Genomic DNA, 18,771 nt, shown 5'->3' on the forward strand with positions numbered 1-18,771 from the left:
CAAATGTATTGACATTAAAAACAGATAGGTGTAAATTGCACTTATAAGCAAAAAATTCCATCTAACTGATTCATGAGGTGATGCACAATCATGCTACATAATGAACCAGAACACCCAGAAAGTTTGGAAAAAAACCAAGCGAAACAACCAAACTCCATGCCAAAAAACTTCTTAGTTCCTTTCTTACTTCTCTGTCTAAAAGACTGGAGTCTTCATGGTTACAAACTTATTCAAATGCTAATGGACATCGGCTTTTCTTCTGTTGACCAAGGTAATGTGTATAGGACACTACGCAAATTAGAAAAAGAAAATCTTATTTCTTCTACTTGGGATACAAGCGAAGGCGGGCCAGCGAAACGAATTTATTCTTTAACAGAATATGGAGAGCAATATTTAACAACATGTGCGACTTCTTTTGAACATTATCAAAATATGTTGCGGACGTTTTTCACGTTATACACCAATGCATTCTTTCCATTTTCTACTTCTCCAGAAAAGGATGAAAAGGATTCTTCATCTTCACCTGGTGGTACAGCAGAGTAATCTGCGTTCACAATATGCAAAAAAACATTTGGAGGTCACACAATGGAAACTAAGCCATACGAATTAGTCGATGCATTTTGGAAAAACTGGTCTCAATCTCTTTCCCTCTTCTCTTCAGCTGGGAAACAATTAGAGCAACTTACTTTAGAAACGTTAAAACAACAACAAGACGCTTTGCATAAATTAACATCAGGAGTAAATGAACTAGAAAAAGAACTACACCAATTCACTGCTCAGTTCAATAACCAATATACAGACTATGTGAAGCAATTAACTGGAAACTCCTTAAATGATCAAATTAACGAGTGGCAAGAAAAGTGGAATGAGCTTTCTAATCAAATGCACCAACTTACTGTTTCGCCTACGAAAACATCTTTGTCTATTCTTACTCAAACTAGCGGCCAATTTGAAGAAACAACAAAACACTTTATCGAACAGCAACAGTCGCAGCGTGAAGAGGTTCAAAAACAGTTAGAAGTTTTTTTGGGAGAGTTCAAGTCCAAACAACTAGAACTCGCAAAGCAGTTCGAGGAAAACTCAAAAAATCTATTTACTTCCATCAAATAAGAAAAATGTGGCAACTAACTGCAGCACAAACAAAACTCTTTCTTCCTCCTACTACATCAAGATGGCTTACATTTTTCGATATGGAAAAGAAGGAGGACAAAATGAATCCATTTCAAGAAGCACAAACTGTTCCAGAGCTTCGTTACGATGAGATTCAAGTCGGTGATCAAGCATCACTTACAAAAAAAATTACGGATGAGGACGTTATCAATTTTGCAAAATTGACTGGAGATGTAAATCCTATTCACATTCTAGACTCTTTTGCAAAAACGACAATGTTCAAAGAACGTATTGCCCATGGCATGCTCGTTTCAAGTTTTATTTCTACCATTCTTGGAACGAAACTCCCTGGCAAAAATACGATTTATTTATCACAAAACGTTTCATTCCGTGCTCCTGTCAAAATCGGTGATACACTTCGCGTTGTGGCAGAAGTTATTAAAAAGCGGGACGATAAAAAAATCATCACATTGCAAACAAACATATATAATCAATCTGATGATATTGTCGTAGAAGGTACAGCGACAATACTGAAAAAAGAGTAGCAAATTTGCTACTCTTTTTTCTATCCAAGAACTTCTAATCACACCGTTTACTTCCGTGTATGAGTACGTCGTTTACACATAAAATAACATTACCAGATAGCACTTAGCTAAACTGGATTACTCTTTAAGGATGTGTATCAACATGGTGAAAACAAACAAATTACTAGTTCCGGGTGCAGAGCAAGCACTTGAACAATTCAAATATGAAATCGCACAAGAATTCGGTGTAAGCTTAGGATCTAATACAGCTTCTCGTTCTAACGGATCAGTTGGCGGTGAAGTAACGAAACGTCTTGTTGCTTTAGCTCAACAACAATTACGCGGATAACTATATAACCTATGGCTTAGAGGCAGATATTCTCTGCCTCTTTCTTTTTTAACATACATAATAGTGCTTCTTCACATACTAGTAAGAGCAAATCGAAAGGAACGATATGTGAAATGAAACGGATTAACATTAGCATGAGTCCTCCCCGTGTTCTTACTGTATCTTTTATTATACTATCGATTATCGGTACATGCCTATTGAAATTGCCAATTGCTACAACAACGTCTATTTCATGGCTCGATGCCTTATTTACAACGGTTTCTGCTTGTACGGTTACAGGGCTTGGTGTTGTGGACACTGGTAAAGTATTTACCTTATTTGGCCAATGTGTCATTTTAACACTTATACAAGTTGGCGGGCTTGGCATTATGAGCTTTGCTGTTTTAATCGCAATTATGCTCGGCAGAAAAATCGGCCTTCAAAACCGGATTTTATTACAACAAGCATTAAACCAAACAAATGTCGGCGGAATCATTCGTCTTGCAAAAGCGTTATTTTTATTTTCTTTTACTGTAGAATGTATCGCTACTTTATTTCTCTCCTTTGAATGGGTACCAAAATACGGGGTTGCCAAAGGGATATATTACAGCTTTTTTCATTCTATCTCAGCCTTTAACAATGCTGGGTTTTCTGTGTGGAGCGATAATTTAATGTCGCACTCCCATAGTATTCTCGTCAATCTCGTTATTTCTTCCCTCATTATTTTAGGTGGGATTGGTTTTACGGTTATCGTAGATATAAAAAGAAAGAAAAACTTTAAAAACCTTACTTTGCACTCAAAGCTTATGCTCTCTTCTACTCTTATCGTCAATATTATTGCTACAATTTTTATTTTCATATTCGAGTTTCATAATTCAATTTCCATGAGAGGTTTTACACCATTTGAAGAAGGTATGGCTGCTTATTTCCAAGCGATTTCAACGCGTACTGCCGGTTTTAATACTGTTGATATCTCTGCATTATCAAAACCTTCTCTTTTATTAATGATGCTTCTTATGTTTATTGGTGCTGGTAGTGCTTCTACTGGTGGCGGGATTAAGTTAACAACTTTTTTAATTATGTTTTTAGGCGTATTTAAATTTTTGCAAGAACAAGATGATATTGTCGTATTTAAAAAATCCATTAAAGATACGCTCATTGTCAAATCATTAACGATTACTATTATTTCAATTTCGTTTATTTTTCTTTCCATTTTAATTTTAAGCATCACTGAAAAAGTTCCTTTATTAATGAGTGCTTTTGAAGTATTTTCAGCATTTGGAACTGTCGGCCTTAGTATGAATTTGACGCCACACTTAACAATCATCGGCAAAACAATTATTATCTTTATGATGTTTTTTGGAAAGATGGGGCCTTTAACATTAGCCTTTTCATTTGCACGTAAAAAACAAAGAAAAATAAAATATCCCAACGAAGATATTTTAACAGGTTGACAACCGTATAAATTATCCATATAATGAGAATACAATAGCATATCTCCAAAGGGGAGTAGCGTCCAAGAACTATTTCTTGGAAACAAAGTCGTCATTACGTAGAACTTAGTTCTTCCGGCTTTGTTGGCATTTTCATTACATATGTCTAGCAAGACCTTTGCCTATCAACGGCAGAGGTCTTTTTTGTTTTCAAATTCCTTCCACCGTTGATACGCAGGAGTATGGGGAAACTAAACAGTGGGGAACTTCTTCACTTGTTTAGTCTTTATAGAAATGAGAGGAGAATGTACATGGATGTATCATTATTATTGGAGTATGGTTGGGTATTACTCATCCTAATTGCACTAGAGGGGATTTTAGCGGCTGATAACGCTCTCGTTCTCGCAATCATGGTAAAACATTTACCAGAAGAAAAACGAAAGAAAGCACTATTTTATGGATTAGCAGGAGCATTCGTTTTCCGCTTCGGATCACTATTTATGATTTCGTTCCTAGTAGATGTATGGCAAGTGCAAGCAATTGGTGCGATTTATCTTATGTTTATCGCGGGGAATCACTTATTTAAAACGTATGTTAAAAAGAATTCACATGAAGAAACAGAAGAAAAAGAAGCAAAGAAAAAACAAGAGAACTTTTGGTGGACTGTATTTAAAGTCGAAGTTGCTGATATCGCCTTCGCTGTTGATTCAATTTTAGCTGCTGTTGCATTAGCAGTGACTTTACCGAAAACAGGATTAGGTACGATTGGTAGTCTTGATACAGGTCAATTTATCGTTATCTTTACAGGTGGACTTATCGGATTAGTTATAATGCGATTTGCAGCAACTGCTTTCGTACAAATATTAAAACGTAAACCAGGACTTGAAACTGCAGCATTCTTAATTGTAGGTTGGGTTGGTGTGAAATTAGCGATTTATACGCTAGCACACCCTGCTTTAGGTGTCCTTCCACATTCATTCCCAGAATCTACTCCGTGGAAGCTTACATTCTGGATTGTATTAATTGGAATCGCAGTTGGCGGTTGGTTCTTCTCGAAAGAAGTAGAAGTAAAAGTAGAAAAGAATTTAGACGAAAAAGCGCTGTAATTACAGCGCTTTTTCTTTTTCCCTCGTTTCAACCCTCTCTATTTTTAGAAAAAATTCCATTATACTACCTTTTGTAAACGCTTTCTTTCCAGATGTATGTCCTTTTTGTGAAACATTGAACAAACTTATTGAAAATGAGAACAAATCCATGTACTTTATTCATATAAGGAGTATTTATAGACGATGTACTAAAGGAGCGTATTACTCATGCTAGAACAAGGATTAGATTATGTTGTAAAACTGGCTAAGAGCAAAAAGCAAATGCTAGATACAAACCCAATGCAATATTTCATTCGTGCTGCACTTGCTGGTATTTATATCGGTTTTGTTATTGTACTATGTTTTAAATTAGGTAACTTTTTTCACATTGCAGATTCACCAGCAACCTATTTAGCTGAGTCCATGTTTTTCGGAATTGCCCTCGTACTTATTATATATGGCGGTGCTGAACTATTTACTGGAAATACAATGTATTTCACAGTGGCAACTTTACGAAAAGAAACAACGATTTCTGATACACTTCGTAACTGGGTTGCTTGTTATGCAGGTAACTTAGCTGGCGCTTTATTCTTTGCCTTACTATTTTACGCAACTGGCATTTTCGGAGCAATTGATCACGGTCATTTAATGAATACAGTCGTTGAAGGTAAAATGAACACACCTACAATGCAATTATTCTTTAAAGCAATTTTATGTAACTGGCTCGTATGTCTTGCCTGCTTCTTACCTTCTCAAGTAAAAGGTGATACAGCAAAAATATTGATGATAATGATGCTCGTTTTCACATTCTTCTTATCTGGCTATGAGCATAGCATCGCAAACTTATCATTGTTTGCCTTATCTTTAGTTTCACCACATCCTGATACAATTACTTTCGCTGGGGCTATTCATAACTTAATTCCAGTTACAATCGGTAACATTATTGGCGGATCAGTATTTGTCGGTATGGTATATCATTACTTAACAAAGAAAGCACCTGTTGCTAAACAAGAAGAAGCTGAATTAGTAGCAGCTCAAACAGAGGAAATTATTCCTTTACAAGCACATATGAAACATTAAAAACTCTAAAGTATCACTTATCAAGACTTAAATTATAAAAATCTCTAAAAATAAAGGAAAGCACATATTATACATGACTAATATATGCTCTCCTTTTATTCCATTAAAGCGCCCGATTGTCGAAAATCACCAGACCTTTATTAGCTAGTTAGTTGAAGAAGAATTTGTTCCACAACCCTTAAGTTATTATAATACAAAAAAATAAAATTCTCCTCCTGCAATTCCTTCAAATCGGTCAATCTCCACGTCTTTTGAATTCCCTGAAAGTTGCTAAATTTAAGCCGAATAACTACACCATCTCTAGCAAAATAATTAACATATTCTATGCAAGAAAGTTTAGGTAGCTAATAGCGTATGTTTTATTGAAAGGGTGTGATTGAATTATGGATCGGCCGAACTGGGGAATTGGAGGATTAGTATTCGTTGGCTGCATGTTTCTTGGTGGAGGAGTGGGATCTATGTTAGGAAATACCCAAACTGGATGGCTAATAGGAATGGGTGCTGGATTTCTTGGGATGGCTTTAACGAGACTGATTAGAAAGTAATATAACATGGGTTATTCTTCCAGTAAATAAGACGATATGCATTTAAGTAATTACTTACATACGCGCTCTATAAGATGTAGTAATCGTACTTATACAAAGCCACTCTCTAACAGAAAGTGGTTCTTTTTATTTTCGGCTCTTTTAAAATTCATTGTATACATAATAAACTATGTTTAATCTCTGTTTATATAATATACAATGCAAGAAAAAAGAGGATACTACGTCCTCATATTGGACATATTATCCTCTTCTTATTATAGTCTGTTTAAGTTTCACTTTGGAGGTTTTAGCTTCCTACATATTTCAAGGCAATACAAGGATTAATTTCCCGTTCTTCCTTCCCTCTCTCTATTCTCTGTTTCATCTGATGCATACCGATGACATCATTTGTATGAAGGTGAATTTCATTAACATATAGACCTTCTGTACAAAAGACTTCTACAAAATCTAACCCATTCTTTTGCCTCCATCCCATGTTAAAATCAAGAGAGAGGATGTTTACCTTATTACTCCGAACAAATTGTAATGCAGATTCTACTGTAGTTGCCAAAACATATCCGTACGGGCAACTTCTTTGATCATCCATATATACATTCATTTTCTATCTCCTCTCTATTTTGCATATGTGACCAACACATAACATATTGCTCCAAGGCTAATAAAAGGTCCAAACGGAATTGGGGTTATTATTTTTATACGTTTTAACGCTATACCTATTCCGAAAAAACAAAGACTAAAGCAAGATGCTAAAAATAAAGTTATAAAAACCCCTTTCACTCCCACTATAAATCCGAGTAACGAAAGTAATTTTACATCACCTCCGCCAAGACCATCTGGATAAATCCTTTGCATGCAATATAACAAAATGAATATAGTTCCACTACCAGCTAAACTATCTATCCAAGTAACTAACGGTACAAAAATACATTCTAAAATAAGCAAAAGCGCAAACCAAATTAAAATACGATTAGGTATTAGCATATATACTAAATCTGTAACTGAAATAATAAGAAGTAAAGAAAAGAGCGATAAAGTGATGATGAGCTCTCGTTCTATTCCAATTACATATACAGTAAGAAAAAACAAACTACCTGTAACAAATTCAAATACTATGTACAAACTTGAGATTTTCCTCTTACAATTCGTACAACGCCCTTTTTGTATACAAAATGAAATGATTGGAATCAGTTCTTTCGGCTTTAACGTATACTTGCAGTAATAACAGTACGAACGCGGTGTAATAATAGATTCCCCTACTGGAACTCTCATCGCAATCACCATAAAAAAAGAACCAAACACCATACCCATTAACAATGCATATAAATAAGTGAACATCCCTTCCTCTCCTTTCCAAAAGAACATAACAAAAAAAGGAGAGAACTTCTACTTCATATTATCTTTATTCTATTAAAAAAGCAGGCCGTTTTCCGGCCTGCTTTCCCCTATTTTATACGATGAAATATACTGCTTTTAATGGTCCATGTACTCCGACAACAAGATTCATTTCAATATCCGCAGAGTTACTTGGTCCTGTAATAAAGTTAATACAAGATGCGACTGCTTCACCTTTTTCCACACGAGAGTTCATATGTTGAACTGCTTGTGTAATGCGAGGTACAAGTGTTTCACGTGGAATAATAGCAAAGTATACAGTCGGTAAAAAGTGTAAAGAACGCCCTTGTCCTTTATGACTTTGTACAACAATCGTACCAGATTCAGCTAATGTATAATCACTAAATGCGATTCCAATATTCGCTTTTTCCGCTATACGCATATTCTCTTCTTTTTTCTCAGGATCCCATACATTTACTTCAACATTTTGCTTTGGAAGCTCTTCTTTAAATAAAGAAGTCAATCCATAGGAATCAAAACGTTCATCTGCTGATAATATAATAGGTCCTCCGCCGTTTTCAACGATTACTTTTTGAATATCTTCACGTAAACGGTCGTTTGTCGTTTCCACAACAGTTGTATGAATGTTTGTACATTGATTTTTAAATACTTCTAACAATTCTTCTTGTGAATAATCTTTTAACGTTTCTACATTCACATTACTTTTCCATGCTGGACGTTCTACGCCTTCTGTTTTACGCGCGCGCCCAAGTTCTTTTGCGATATTATCTAGAAAGGACTCACGGTTTTGAATTAATCCTGTCATTATTTGTCCCCGCCTTTCTTATGATCTTTATACCAATCACGGAATCGTTCTTTACTTGGAGCCGGGAATTCACGAATCTCCGTCCAGTTTTTAAGTGGACCAACACCTTTTGATACACGATTGCCAGATGTAAATGGACTCATTGCTGCCGGTGCTATTTTTGATCCCATTTTATATAAAGCTGCTGAAGATGCGCCCATACTAAACATTTTCATTGCTAATTTCTCTGCAAGTGGGGCACGTCCTTCTTGCTCAACGATAACTTGACGATGTTTTAATAATAAATCATGTAACGGAATCTTTACTGGACAAGCTTCCGTACACGCTCCGCATAAACTAGATGCATAAGGAAGTTCTTTATAATCATCATATCCACCTAAAAGTGGTGTTAACACTGCACCAATTGGTCCTGAATAAATAGAACCATATGAATGTCCACCAACGTGACGATACACAGGACATACATTGACACAAGCAGCACAACGAATACATTGCAATACTGAACGGAATTCCGATCCAAGGATTTGAGAGCGGCCATTATCAACAACGACTAAATGAAGCTCTTCTGGTCCATCTACCTCTTCCTCTTGAATTGGTCCTGCTACTGTTACATAACTTGTTAGCTTTTGACCTACTGCACTACGACATAGTAAACCAACTAAAACATCTAATTCTTCCATTGTCGGAACCATACGTTCCATACCCATTACTGCAATTTGTGTTTTCGGAATCGACATAACAAGATCGGCATTACCTTCGTTCGTTACTAAACAAAGAGAGCCCGTATTTGCAACAGCGAAGTTACAACCTGTCACACCAATTTCTGCATCCATAAATTTCTCACGAAGTTGTTTACGAACAAACTTTGTCATTTCGTATGGATCATCAGAATTTTCATATCCAAGTTTTTCTTTAAATACATCACGAATTTGCGTTCTGTTTTTATGAAGTGCAGGCGCAATAATATGTGATGGTGGATCGTTATCTACTTGTAAGATATACTCTCCTAAGTCACTCTCTAACACTTCACAACCAATCTCTTCAAGGGCATGATTCATACTAATTTCTTCAGTTACCATTGATTTTGATTTTACAACTTTCTTCGCTTGTTTCTTTTTTGCAACGTCTTGAATGTACTTTGCCGCATCCTCTTTCGTTTTCGCAAAGTAAACGTGACCGCCTCTTTTTGATACATTTTCACTTAACTGCATTAAGTAATAATCAAGATTTTCTAACGTATGTTGACGAATTTGTTCACCTAGTTCACGCCACTCTTCCCAGTTTCCTAACTCTTCAGCTGCTTTCAATCGATTTGTATATAAACGCGTTTGTGCAGAAGATACTGCTCCGCGCATAAACGAATCTTGAATTCCATCGCCAACGCGATCATTAAATTTTTTCTCACTGATTTTCATAGACATAGCTTATGTTCCCCCTTCATGAGCGACTATTCAAGACCTCAGCAATATGCATTACTTTTACTTCTTTTCCTAAACGCTCAATACGTCCGCCAATGTTTAACAAACACCCACAATCTGCACCGATTAAATAATCAGCACCTGTTTCCATTACACTATCTACTTTTTCATCTACCATTTGCTCAGAAATTGGAGTCATCTTAACTGAAAACGTTCCCCCAAACCCACAACAATTTTGCACGTTTGGCAGTTCTCTCACAGTTAATCCTTTTACGTTTGATAATAAAATTCCTGGTGCCTCTTTTACTCCCAGCAGGCGTGTCATATGACAAGATTTATGAATAGTAGCTATTCCTGGTAAACTTGCACCAACATCTGTAACTTTTAAAACATCTACAATAAATTGTGTGAATTCATATGTTTTATCAGCAACCTTTTGTGCACGTTTAGCCCACTTCGGATCATCTTTAAAAACATGCGGATACTCATGAAACATTGTCGCACAAGAGCCAGATGGCGTAACGATATATTCTGCATCTTCGAAAGTTTCAATCATATGTTTCATCGCTTCTTTTGCTGCTTCTACATGGCCGCTATTATAAGCAGGCTGACCACAACAAACTTGTGCTTCTGGAAATTCAATTTCACAACCTAAACGCTCCAATACTTCAACTGTTGCTTTGCCGACGTTTGTTTCAAACATATCGACTATACAAGTAACAAATAAAGTGACTTTCATAACTATAATTCCCCCTCATTACAACTTCGCCAACAATCATATGGTCATCAGATGACTAAGATTAGAAGAAGTAGGCTCAACCATGGCCTATCCTCTCCCTCTTCTAAAGAAAACGTTTACTTAATCTCTCTCTATTTTATCAGAAAATTAGAAAATTAAAAGATTAAATTACGAATTTATATCGCTTTTACCTGTGACAATATGTTCTACATTTGTTAAATGATTTAGCATTGCTTGCTGCGCTAATTCCACATCTTGCTTTAACACCGCATTATATATAGATTGATGCTCTTCTAAAAGTCGTTCTGATGTTGTTTGTTCACCATATAAAATAATGCGTCTTGATTCACCAATCGTTTCAGCAATCATCTCTGAAACATGATTCATGAGCTCAAGTAAGATGTTATTATGCGAAGACTCTGCAATTCCCATATGGAACTGAAAGTCTGCTTTTTCGCCAGCCTTTTCATCTCCAATGCTCTTTGCCATTTCATCTAACCAATGCTTCATATTTTGTAAATTAGCTTCCGTACGTTTTGCCGCTGCCGCTCGAACTGCCCCCACTTCGAGCACCTTCCGTACTTCTAATAAATTCAAAATATCCTCTTTCTTCATTAATAACTTGTTATTTAGTGATTTCGTTAATGAAGAAGGATCGAAATTCCTTACATATGTACCTTCTCCTTGTTTCATTTCAATTAAGCCCATTGCTCTTAGCGCACTTAGCGCTTCACGAACAGCAGATCTGCCAACTTGAAACTGCTCAGCTAATTGATGAACAGGAAGTAGTTTGTCACCAGGTTTTAACGTACCATTTTTAATCATTGTTAAAATAGCTTCAGATACTTCTTCGTAAATTTTTTTCGGTTTAATAGATTTGTACTCCAGTTAAATCACCTCAGTATCTTCCAAACAACAATTGTAACGTTTTATAAGAACTTAGCATCCATAACTATTTTAGAACGAATTAGTAAGAAGTACAAATGTTTTGTTCATAAAATAGTCAATTTTTTGATATTTGTTTGATATTAATTAATACATTTACGCGTAACTATTTACCTTCAATATGAAGAGCATATTCCAAAAGTTAGAATATGCTCTCCTCATCTTGTGCTTTTAATTTAATAATAACTGTCGTTCCCTTACCTTTTTCACTTTCTATTCTCCACTCACCATCATGTATATGAACAATTTGCCTTACAATTGCAAGGCCTAAACCTGTTCCACCGTGTTGACGACTTCTCGCTTTATCTACTCGGTAAAAGCGTTCCCCGAGATTTTCTAAATGCTCTCTGTCAATACCTATTCCTGTATCTTTTATGTGCAATTCACAATAATCATCGATTTGCTTTAATGTTATTATGATATCCCCGTTTTGATTTGTATAACGTATCGCATTATCTAACACATTATGAAGTACTTGTTGCATACGATCCTCATCAATCATTACGATAATTTCAGGATTTAAATTCGTTGAAATACGAAGTTTTTTTTCTATAAACTGTAACTCGTACGTATCTAGTACATCTTCAATAAGCTGTGAAAAAACGATAGGTTGTTTCTTTAGGGGAAAGTGTTCACCTTCTAGCTGCGCTAGATCTAATAAATCATGAACGAGGCGCTGCATGCGACCTGCCTCTTTATGAATAAGTTGCGTTACTTTTTCCTGCTGCGGCCCCTTCGCTACACCGTCTAAAATAGCTTCACTATATCCTTTAATATAACTAAGCGGTGTTCTAAGTTCATGCGAAACATTAGCTAAAAATTCCTTACGCTTTACATCTTCTGTTTCTAAAGAATTTGCCATTTTATTAAAAGCTTTTCCCAATCGTCCAATTTCATCTTCTGAAGAAATTGTAATCCGCTCTGAGAAATCTCCAGTAGCCAAATGATTTGCAACTCGTTCCATTTGCGAAAGCGGTCTCGTAATAGCGATAATAATTTTTCTACCAATCCATATTGTAATTAAAATCATTGCAAGTGCTAACGGCGCTAAAATAAGACCCATATCAAATATTAAGTCTTTTATACTTTTTAAAGGAATATAAGAGTATACAATACCAACTAATTTTTTATTATCTAAAACAGGGATGACAACACCCATAATATTACGATCAAAATGTTCTTCATACCCTATCTTTGTCACAGTTTCCCCATCTAATAGCGCCTGTCTATCCCCTTCACTTATAAGAGAATGATGGTGAACATCAAAAGGCAAACATGCGCTTAAATCACGCGGATTGTATACGAAAAGGACATCTGAACTAGATATTTGATCATATGCCCTTACTTTCTCTTCAAAAGTGGATACTCCTTCACGTTTATCATATTGCGTGGCAAGACGTTTCCCTTCCATTACTAATGAATCTTTTAAATTATCAACGTATAACTTTTCATATGAGTATAAAGATACAAAATAAAGAAAGGAAACTGTTACACATACTGCACATACTACTGTAAGCCAAAGCTTTTGTACCATCGTAAACATACGTTACACCTCAAATTTATAACCTACACCCCAAACGGTTTGAATGTAGTTTCCACTTTCTCCTAGCTTTAGACGCATCGTTTTCACATGCGTATCTACCGTTCTTGTACTTCCTGCATAATCATATCCCCACACCTTTTCAAGCAATTGTTCCCGGCTAAATACTTGTCCATTATGTTGGCAAAGAAAATATAGTAAATCGAACTCTTTTACCGTAAGAGGAATCGTCTCACCATTCGTCTCGACCCTCCTACTTTTTTCATTAATAAGAATCGGTCCAAATTGAATCTCTTCTTGCTGTTCTTGCTTTGTATATCGTCTTAAAACAGCTTCCATACGAGCAATTAGTTCCCCAGGACTAAATGGCTTTACAATATAATCATCTGCTCCCATACGTAAGCCGTTCACCCTATTCCACTCTTCACCTTTTGCTGTTAAAAATATAATAGGTACATCCGACGTTTTTCGAATCTCTTTACAAACTGAAAGCCCATCCATCTCAGGCATCATAATGTCTAGTACAACGAAATCGTAATGATCCGTCTCTAATTTTCGAAGTGCCTCTTTTCCATTTTCAGCTTCTCCCCACTCGTATCCGAAGTTATCTAAGTACATTCCGACAAGTTGCCTCATATCACTTTCGTCATCTACGACTAGCACTTTATATTTACTCATTGCCCTTCCCCTTCTCTCTCTATGAGTTGAAACGGTCCTTTACCGACTTTAATTGTTTGTTTTATTTTCATATTCTTCATATCCATTACGCATACTTCATCGCTATCATAACTAGCTACATATCCTTCTGCACCGCTTTTCAAAAATGCAAATGGATTAGATCCTACTTCTGCAAATCCTACCTCTTGATACGTACTTGCATCAAACTTTCTAAGCGTATTTGAACCGTGACTTAGCGCATATACATACTTATCATCCTTTGTTATATTCACAGGCATAAACGGAGCATGTAAAGAACGTATCATCTCTCCACTCTGTAAAGAATACACTAATACTTTCTCATTCACTTGACTTCCATCACCATGTCCACCAATCCATATTTCTTTCCCATCAGCGCTAACCGTCGCTCCTGTTGATGCTGGCGGAATCATAAAGGACTGTATCACTTCTTTTTTCTTTGTATCAATGGTCGTTAGTTTCGTATCATAAAAGTTGAGTACAGATAACTGGTTATGATGCTCTACCATCGTTATCGGCCCTTTTCCTGTTGAAACACTCCCTGTCTCTTTTCCTTTTATCGTAAAGAACCTTACCTTTTGTTCATTTTGATCGGCAGCAAATAATTGTTTTCCATTATCTGATGCGATAACATTAGCAATTCCTTTTCCAGTCTTATATTTGTCCACTTGTCTTCCTTCTGCTAGTGAATATACATACATATATTCTAATTGCTTACCATAAACGAGTATTTCCTCGCCATTTGGAAGTAGCGTAACCCCCGCAATCGGCTCATTTAATTCCCATGTTGTTAATAGCTTCTTTGTTTTTTTATCAATAAAACTAATACTACCTTCCTTTATATTCGTTGTTATAATAACACTTTTATCTTTAGCAATCGGTGTATACGAACTTCCTTGACACCCTACTAATAGAAATAAAAAACAGAGAAGAAAAACATACTTTCTCAAAAGATTCCCTCCATCTTCGGATGATTTCGTTATAATTGTAAAGTAACAAATAAATGTGTGGAAAATGTGAAATCTTCCTTTATTAATAAACTTACATATATAATGTACAACAAATAGAATTTGAGGTGTGCAAATTATGCTTTTTCCTGATTTAGCGAATAAAATTGTACGTGAAGTACGCAGATTAATTACTGAAAACATTATTATTATTAATATACAAGGCATTATTATCGCAAGTACAGATGCGGAAAGAATCGGTCAATTTCATGAAGGGGCACTCCTCTGTGCGAAACAAAAGAATACTGTCATTATTACAAAAGATGATGAACGACGACTGCAAGGTGTAAAAGCTGGGATGAATCTTCCTTTACTATTCCATGACGAAGTAATCGGCGTGATTGGAATTACAGGAGAACCTGAAAATATTTCACAATACGGAGAAATATTACGTAAGATGACCGAATTATTAATTCATGAAAACTACTTTTTAGAACAACTAGAACTTGAGCACCGTTCTTATGAAGCATTTGTCTTTGATTGGCTTCAAAATACAGACTGGTCTCCAAGTTTTCTCGATCGTGCAAAAACGCTTGGCATTGATTTATATAAGAAGAAACAACTTATTTTATTATCAATCGCCCAAGATAATACGATGCTCCAGCGTAAAATTTGGCAACATCTGCGCAACATTTTAGCAAAAGAAAATTTATTTGTTCGCTGGGGAAATGATCGGTTTATTTTGTTTACAACAATGCACTCCAAAGAGCAAACCTTTCAATTTTTAAAACGTTTAAAACAAGACTGTGAAACTTTATTTTCTATTACTTTATATATCGGGATTGGACAAACAGTTACGCCAAGCAATATGAACTTATCGTACGAACAAGCACTACGCGCCCTTTCAGTATCACTTGAAACGAAAAAAATTGTATTTAATGAAGATTTACGTTTAGAAATGTGCTTACAAGATATTTCTACTGAAACCCGGGAACAGTTTCTAGAGCGTACTATTGAAAACTTAGTATCATCTCCTGAGCTTATGCACACTCTACGTTTATTTATCGATTATAACCAATCTTATAAGCAAACAGCTGAGCAATTACATATACACATTAACACACTGCATTACAGGCTAAAAAAGATTGAAGAACATACAGGACTTGACCCGAAACAATTCAAAGATTTAAATGTTTTATACTTCGCACTCCTCTTATTAGATAATCATACAAAAAATAACGATAAAATAGATTAATCTTTAGATGATTGTATATAGAAAGAATCCCCCTACTTTTTTATCATTATAATGAAAGCACTGTTACAACGTTTTTTATTATTACTAAATACGTTAACAGTTTGAGGGGGATTTCCAATGTTAGAAAAGCAAATTATTGATTCATTCGTATCTATTGTTGGCGAAGATAATGTAGATACATCCAATATGGGGCGTTTAACTTATAGTTATGATGCCACTCCAAACTTCCAAGCGATGCCTGATGCAGTCATTGCTCCTCGTAATACAAATGAAGTAGCAGACGTGTTAAAAGTGTGTAACACTCATAAAATCCCGGTATATGTTCGCGGGTCTGGAACAAATCTTTGCGCTGGTACGTGTCCACTTGAAGGTGGTATCGTCCTTATTTTCCGCCATATGAACAATATTTTAGAAATTGACGAAGAGAATTTAACAATTACTGTACAAGCTGGTGTTATTACACTTGATATTATTAAAGCAGTAGAAGAAAAAGGTTTATTTTATCCACCAGATCCAAGCTCTATGAAAATTTCTACAATCGGCGGTAACATTAATGAAAACTCCGGCGGATTACGTGGTTTAAAATATGGCGTAACACGTGATTATGTAATGGGGCTTGAAATTGTCTTACCGAACGGCGATATCATTCGCACTGGCGGTAAATTAGCAAAAGATGTAGCTGGTTATGATTTAACTCGTTTATTTATTGGTTCTGAAGGAACACTTGGTGTTGTTACGGAAGCTATATTAAAACTTGTCCCTATACCTGAAACGAAGAAAACGATGCTTGCGCTATATGAAGATATTAACGAAGCTGCTCGAGCTGTTTCTGCTATTATTGCAAATAAAATTATTCCAGCGACACTTGAGTTTTTAGACCAACCAACAATTGAAGTTGTAGAAGAGTTTGCACAAATCGGTTTACCAACTGACGTTAAAGCAATTTTATTAATTGAACAAGACGGCCCGCCCGAGGTTGTCAATCGAGATATCGAAAAAATGGCTAACGTTTGCCGTGCTATGAATGCGGTCGATGTTCGCGTTGCAAAAGATGAAGCCGAAGCAGATGCGCTTCGTACAGCACGCCGTAGTGCACTATCAGCACTTGCAAGACTAAAACCGACAACAATATTAGAGGATGCAACTGTACCACGTTCACAAATCGCTCCAATGGTTGAAGCAATTAATGCAATTGCAAAGAAATATAATATTCCTATTTGTACTTTTGGTCATGCTGGTGATGGTAATTTGCACCCAACTTGTATGACAGATGCCCGTAATGAAGAAGAAATGCACCGTGCTGAACAAGCTTTTGCTGAAATATTTGCAAAAGCGATTGAGCTTGGTGGTACGATTACTGGTGAACATGGTGTTGGCGCGATGAAAGCTCCGTATTTAGAAATGAAATTAGGTAAAGAAGGTATCGCTGCTATGCAAGGGATTAAACAAGCCTTCGATCCAAACAACATTATGAATCCTGGAAAGATGTTCGCGAAAGACTCTCGTAAAAGAGTGGTGGTTGAGCGATGACCAAATTAAATAAAGAAAACATTCAAAAGGAATTTAAAGAACGATTAAGTGAAGATGAACTATTAAATTGTATGCGATGCGGTTTTTGTTTACCGACTTGTCCTACTTACATTCAATCTGGATATAAAGAATCACATTCGCCGCGCGGGCGTATCGCCTTAATGAAAGCCGTCGCTGATGGTTTAATTGAGCCAGATGAAGATGTTGAAAATACATTAAACGTCTGCCTTGGCTGTCGTGCTTGTGAACCTGTTTGTCCGTCTGGTGTGAATTATGGACATTTATTAGAAGAAGCTCGTGATATTATTAATCAAAATAAAAAATTCTCAGTGCCCGTGAGAGCTGTTCGTAAAGTCGTTTTTGAAGGACTATTCCCGCATCAAAACCGAATGAGAACATTAACAGGGCTAATCGGATTTTACCAGCGTTCTGGTTTACAAACGCTAACACATAAAACTGGTATTATGAAGTTATTCCCTGAAACACTTGCAACGATAGATCTCGTTTTGCCAAAAGTCCCTAAAATGAAAGCAATGAAAGATCGTCCTGAATTTTTACCTGCTGAGGTGGCAAAGAAAAAACAAGTTGCATTCTTCACAGGTTGTTTAATGGATACGATGTTTTTAGAAACAAATAACGCAACGATGAAACTTCTTCAGTTAGCTGGTTGTGATATCGTTATTCCGAAAACACAAAGTTGCTGCGGGGCATTACATGGGCATGCTGGTGAAAAGAGTGGAGCAAAAGAATTAGCAAAACGAAATATAAAAGCATTCGAAGATTTAAACATCGATTATATTATTACGAATGCAGGTGGTTGCGGAGCTTACCTCGTAGACTATGATTACCTTTTAAAGGATGATCCAGAATGGGCTGAGCGCGCAAAGCAATTTGTTTCTAAAATTAAAGATATTACTGCTATACTAGTAGAACTAGATTTCCATAAACGTAATGACTTACGACTCACGCCGCAAATCATTACGTATCAAGACTCTTGTCATTTACGCAATGTTATGCGAACATCTTCTGAACCTCGTATGTTACTAGAAGCAATCCAAGGTGCAACATACCGTGAAATGAAAGATGCGGACCGTTGCTGTGGTTCTGCTGGTATTTACAATATTGTTCATTCAGAGTTATCAATGGAATTTCTAGATTATAAAATGGACCGTGTGCATGAAACAGACGCGGCGACAATTGTTACTGCAAATCCAGGTTGTCTATTACAAATGAAATTAGGTATTGAACGAGAAGATCTTTCTCATAAAATGAGAGGAATTCACATTGTAGATTTATTATTAGAAGCAATTGAAACCAACTCGTAATAACTCGTAACATACGTAATAATAGGAAAACGGCTATCTCCTTCGTCTATGTAAAGAGATAGCCGCTTTTTTGTCTGCTACAACATTAAAAATATGTTACTTTATTATAAAAA

General features: G+C 36.0%; 20 protein-coding genes and 1 riboswitch. Of the genes, 11 read left to right on the top strand and 9 right to left on the bottom strand.

The window, feature by feature from the left end:
• Positions 1 to 90: 90 nt before the first annotated feature.
• From phaQ to AB3X48_RS07535, 8 genes are all read left to right on the top strand, one after another.
• Positions 91 to 543 (top strand): poly-beta-hydroxybutyrate-responsive repressor, encoded by a 453-nt coding sequence (phaQ, locus tag AB3X48_RS07500; protein ID WP_000903018.1) that lies wholly within the window; start codon positions 91 to 93, stop codon positions 541 to 543.
• A 42-nt stretch (positions 544 to 585) separates the two neighbouring features.
• Positions 586 to 1,110 carry a polyhydroxyalkanoic acid inclusion protein PhaP gene (gene phaP / locus AB3X48_RS07505; protein ID WP_002158750.1) on the top strand — a complete coding sequence of 175 codons (525 nt, stop codon included), beginning with the start codon at positions 586 to 588 and terminating at the stop codon, positions 1,108 to 1,110.
• 101 nt (positions 1,111 to 1,211) lie between these two features.
• Positions 1,212 to 1,655: a MaoC family dehydratase gene (locus AB3X48_RS07510; RefSeq protein ID WP_001067911.1), complete on the top strand. Its 444-nt coding sequence runs from the start codon at positions 1,212 to 1,214 to the stop codon at positions 1,653 to 1,655.
• Positions 1,656 to 1,797: 142 nt separating this feature from the next.
• Entirely contained in the window at positions 1,798 to 1,983 is a 186-nt protein-coding gene (locus AB3X48_RS07515) for an alpha/beta-type small acid-soluble spore protein (RefSeq protein ID WP_000241212.1), read from the top strand.
• A gap of 113 nt (positions 1,984 to 2,096) precedes the next feature.
• Positions 2,097 to 3,416: a TrkH family potassium uptake protein gene (locus AB3X48_RS07520; protein WP_016104242.1), complete on the top strand. Its 1,320-nt coding sequence runs from the start codon at positions 2,097 to 2,099 to the stop codon at positions 3,414 to 3,416.
• 38 nt (positions 3,417 to 3,454) lie between these two features.
• Positions 3,455 to 3,627, top strand: a riboswitch (yybP-ykoY riboswitch).
• 79 nt (positions 3,628 to 3,706) lie between these two features.
• Positions 3,707 to 4,501, top strand: a complete 795-nt coding sequence (locus AB3X48_RS07525; RefSeq protein WP_002158752.1) for a TerC family protein — start codon at positions 3,707 to 3,709, stop codon at positions 4,499 to 4,501.
• Between the two features lie 207 nt (positions 4,502 to 4,708).
• Positions 4,709 to 5,560 carry a formate/nitrite transporter family protein gene (locus tag AB3X48_RS07530; RefSeq protein WP_016104241.1) on the top strand — a complete coding sequence of 284 codons (852 nt, stop codon included), beginning with the start codon at positions 4,709 to 4,711 and terminating at the stop codon, positions 5,558 to 5,560.
• 383 nt (positions 5,561 to 5,943) lie between these two features.
• On the top strand, positions 5,944 to 6,105 hold the full coding sequence (locus AB3X48_RS07535; RefSeq protein WP_016100337.1) for a hypothetical protein: 162 nt from the start codon (positions 5,944 to 5,946) through the stop codon (positions 6,103 to 6,105).
• A gap of 286 nt (positions 6,106 to 6,391) precedes the next feature.
• Here the strand turns inward: AB3X48_RS07535 and AB3X48_RS07540 are convergent, their stop codons facing one another.
• From AB3X48_RS07540 to AB3X48_RS07580, 9 genes are all read right to left on the bottom strand, one after another.
• Positions 6,392 to 6,703, bottom strand: coding sequence for a cyclic-phosphate processing receiver domain-containing protein (locus AB3X48_RS07540; RefSeq protein WP_016104240.1), 312 nt, complete (start codon positions 6,701 to 6,703; stop codon positions 6,392 to 6,394).
• Positions 6,704 to 6,717: 14 nt separating this feature from the next.
• Complete coding sequence (locus tag AB3X48_RS07545; RefSeq protein WP_016104239.1) at positions 6,718 to 7,440, bottom strand: prepilin peptidase; 723 nt, start codon at positions 7,438 to 7,440, stop codon at positions 6,718 to 6,720.
• 112 nt (positions 7,441 to 7,552) lie between these two features.
• Positions 7,553 to 8,263: a LutC/YkgG family protein gene (locus AB3X48_RS07550; RefSeq protein WP_016104238.1), complete on the bottom strand. Its 711-nt coding sequence runs from the start codon at positions 8,261 to 8,263 to the stop codon at positions 7,553 to 7,555.
• Positions 8,263 to 9,684: a LutB/LldF family L-lactate oxidation iron-sulfur protein gene (locus tag AB3X48_RS07555; protein WP_367959208.1), complete on the bottom strand. Its 1,422-nt coding sequence runs from the start codon at positions 9,682 to 9,684 to the stop codon at positions 8,263 to 8,265. The genes AB3X48_RS07550 and AB3X48_RS07555 overlap by 1 nt, the downstream gene beginning before the upstream one ends.
• A 16-nt stretch (positions 9,685 to 9,700) precedes the next feature.
• A complete protein-coding gene (gene lutA, locus AB3X48_RS07560) occupies positions 9,701 to 10,420 on the bottom strand; it encodes a lactate utilization iron-sulfur protein LutA (RefSeq protein WP_002149679.1) in 720 nt (239 codons plus the stop codon).
• 168 nt (positions 10,421 to 10,588) lie between these two features.
• Positions 10,589 to 11,278, bottom strand: a complete 690-nt coding sequence (locus tag AB3X48_RS07565) for a FadR/GntR family transcriptional regulator (protein WP_256416076.1) — start codon at positions 11,276 to 11,278, stop codon at positions 10,589 to 10,591.
• 229 nt (positions 11,279 to 11,507) lie between these two features.
• Positions 11,508 to 12,908: a sensor histidine kinase gene (locus tag AB3X48_RS07570; RefSeq protein ID WP_016104236.1), complete on the bottom strand. Its 1,401-nt coding sequence runs from the start codon at positions 12,906 to 12,908 to the stop codon at positions 11,508 to 11,510.
• Between the two features lie 3 nt (positions 12,909 to 12,911).
• Positions 12,912 to 13,583 (bottom strand): response regulator transcription factor, encoded by a 672-nt coding sequence (locus AB3X48_RS07575; RefSeq protein ID WP_002158760.1) that lies wholly within the window; start codon positions 13,581 to 13,583, stop codon positions 12,912 to 12,914.
• Complete coding sequence (locus tag AB3X48_RS07580) at positions 13,580 to 14,551, bottom strand: YncE family protein (protein ID WP_016104235.1); 972 nt, start codon at positions 14,549 to 14,551, stop codon at positions 13,580 to 13,582. Before AB3X48_RS07580 ends, AB3X48_RS07575 begins: the two co-directional genes overlap by 4 nt.
• A gap of 136 nt (positions 14,552 to 14,687) precedes the next feature.
• Here AB3X48_RS07580 and AB3X48_RS07585 point away from each other — a divergent pair, with 136 nt between their 5' ends.
• From AB3X48_RS07585 to AB3X48_RS07595, 3 genes are all read left to right on the top strand, one after another.
• The gene (locus AB3X48_RS07585; RefSeq protein WP_016104234.1) at positions 14,688 to 15,803 is read left to right on the top strand and encodes a CdaR family transcriptional regulator; all 1,116 of its coding nucleotides are present in this window, start codon (positions 14,688 to 14,690) and stop codon (positions 15,801 to 15,803) included.
• 117 nt (positions 15,804 to 15,920) lie between these two features.
• A complete protein-coding gene (gene glcD / locus AB3X48_RS07590) occupies positions 15,921 to 17,333 on the top strand; it encodes a glycolate oxidase subunit GlcD (protein ID WP_016104233.1) in 1,413 nt (470 codons plus the stop codon).
• Positions 17,330 to 18,658 (top strand): (Fe-S)-binding protein, encoded by a 1,329-nt coding sequence (locus AB3X48_RS07595; RefSeq protein ID WP_199715335.1) that lies wholly within the window; start codon positions 17,330 to 17,332, stop codon positions 18,656 to 18,658. The genes glcD and AB3X48_RS07595 overlap by 4 nt, the downstream gene beginning before the upstream one ends.
• The last annotated feature ends 113 nt before the right edge of the window (positions 18,659 to 18,771 follow it).

The sequence above is a fragment of the Bacillus sp. S4 genome, from assembly GCF_040838205.1.
GTDB lineage: Bacteria > Bacillota > Bacilli > Bacillales > Bacillaceae_G > Bacillus_A > Bacillus_A cereus_U.